Genomic DNA, 2,005 nt, shown 5'->3' with positions numbered 1-2,005 from the left:
CCCGGCGTACGGCGCAGGTAGTCGAGCATGTCGTCCAGCCGGGTCTGCGGCTTCGCGACGAACTTCAGCTTGTCGATCACCGGCGTCGAGTTGCCGACCAGGTCCATCCGGGTGCAGTGACCGCAGTACTGCGGGCACGTCGGCAGGATTTCCGCGAGGACCTTGGTCGGGTAGCGGTGGGTCAACCCCTCCGTGGCCCACATCTCGTGCTCGTGCAGCGAGTCCCGGGTCGCGTGCGGGTGCGACGGCCAGTCGGTACGGCGGTCACTGAACACCGGGAGCATGTACCGGCGGACCGGGTCGGCGTAGAACGCCTCCGTGTAGTCGGCCGCTCCGGACGGGACGATCGTGTTCAGCATCTGCGGCGGCAGCAGCATCGACATCGTCGCGCGCTCGGCCTGGTCGCGGGTGAGGTCGGAGTAGAACCGCTCCTCGAGCAGGTCGCCCATCACGTCACGCAACTGCTTGACGTTCTTCACGCAGTGCGACCGCTGCCACTGCACCGAGCGCCATTCCTCGGCCGTGACGTCCTTCCAGCCAGGCAGCCGGGTCCAGTCCGGTTCCACCAGTTCGGCCTGCCGGTACACGTACGGCTGGCCGTCGCCGGGCTCTTCCGAACGAGCAAGCTCCGGGATGATCAGGTCGGTCACGGTGCCTCCGTGGCGTCAAGGGATGATGCGGTCAGGTGCGAGGATAGCGATAGAACTTCCCTCAGATCCAACAGTACGCCGCAAGAATTCTCGTCGCGGCCTACTTTGAGTAGTATTTTGCCTGACCGCACCGGCAGCACGAAGGAGGCCAAGTGTCATCGAGCCCGGTAGGACTGCACCGCGTCCTCGCCCCGTCCGGCGTACTGCCGCAGGCGGCGGAGAAACTCGACGCCCGTCCCGAGATCTGGCCCGACGAGGTCCGGATAGCGGTCGAGCGGCTGAACCTGGACGCCGCGTCGTACCGGCAGCTGGCCGAGGCGCACGGCGGTGACGGTACGGCGATCCGCCACGCGGTGCTGGACATCATCAGGACCCGCGGCAAGATGCAGAACCCGGTCACCGGCTCCGGCGGGATGCTCGTCGGCGTGGTCGACGAGGCCGGCCCGGACTCGCCGCTCGGCGTCCGCAAGGGCGACCGGGTCGCGACGCTGGTGTCGCTGACGCTGACCCCGCTGCGGATCACCGACGAGCTGAAGGACTGGGACGGCAAGAGCGAGCAGGTACCGGCGCAGGGTCACGCGATCCTGTTCGCCCGGTCGATCGTTGCGAAGCTACCGGACGACCTGAAGCCGGAGCTCTCGCTGGCCGTGATGGACGTGTGCGGAGCGCCCGCACTGACCGCGCGCGTGGTGCAGTCGTATGTCGACAAAGGCATAAAGCCTGTCGTGTCAGTTATTGGCGGCGCAGGGAAGTCCGGCTCGCTCTCGCTGGCCGCGGCGCGCCGGGCGGGCGCGGCTCGCACGATCGGCGTCGTACCGTTCGAGGCCGAGCGTGAACGGCTGACGCAGGCCGGTCTCGCGGACGTGATCGCGCTGGCGGACGCGCGCGATCCGGTCGCCCTCGCGGAGGCCGTGGGGGAGCCCGCCGACATCACGGTCGTGTGCGTCGACGTACCGGGGTGCGAGCACGGCGCCGTACTGTCGACCGCGGCGGGCGGCACGGTGATCTTCTTCTCGATGGCGACCTCGTTCTCGGCCGCGGCGCTCGGTGCGGAAGGGCTGGCCGCGGACGTGACGATGCTGGTCGGCAACGGGTACGTGCCCGGCCACGCGGAGTACGCGATGGAGCTGTTGCGTTCGGAGCCGGGTGTCCGTGGTCTGTTCGAGAGCAGGCTGGCGGAGGATTAGGGCGTGCGCACACTTCTGACGAACGGTTCCGTCTACTCGCCCGCCGACCCCCACGCGACCGCGATCGCCTTCGACGACGGGGTGGTGACCTGGCTCGGCGACGACACCGGCACGGGTCCGTACGCCGACGGCGCGGACGAGGTGATCGACCTCGACGGCAAGCTGGTC

Annotated in this window: 1 protein-coding gene and 1 pseudogene; one reads left to right on the top strand and one right to left on the bottom strand. The window is 68.8% G+C overall.

The features are described 5' to 3' along the window. Positions 1–650, bottom strand: a pseudogene (locus VFF46_RS29210) (lysine 2,3-aminomutase); the annotation flags it as partial. 152 nt (positions 651–802) lie between these two features. Between VFF46_RS29210 and VFF46_RS29205 the strand changes: the two are divergent. After that, positions 803–1,837, top strand: a complete 1,035-nt coding sequence (locus VFF46_RS29205; protein WP_325040439.1) for an L-erythro-3,5-diaminohexanoate dehydrogenase — start codon at positions 803–805, stop codon at positions 1,835–1,837. Positions 1,838–2,005 lie beyond the last annotated feature (168 nt).

It is taken from the genome of Kribbella sp. (assembly GCF_035655035.1).
GTDB lineage: Bacteria > Actinomycetota > Actinomycetes > Propionibacteriales > Kribbellaceae > Kribbella.
Note: the sequence above shows the minus strand (reverse complement) of the source record. Positions and strands in the feature narration are given on the sequence as shown.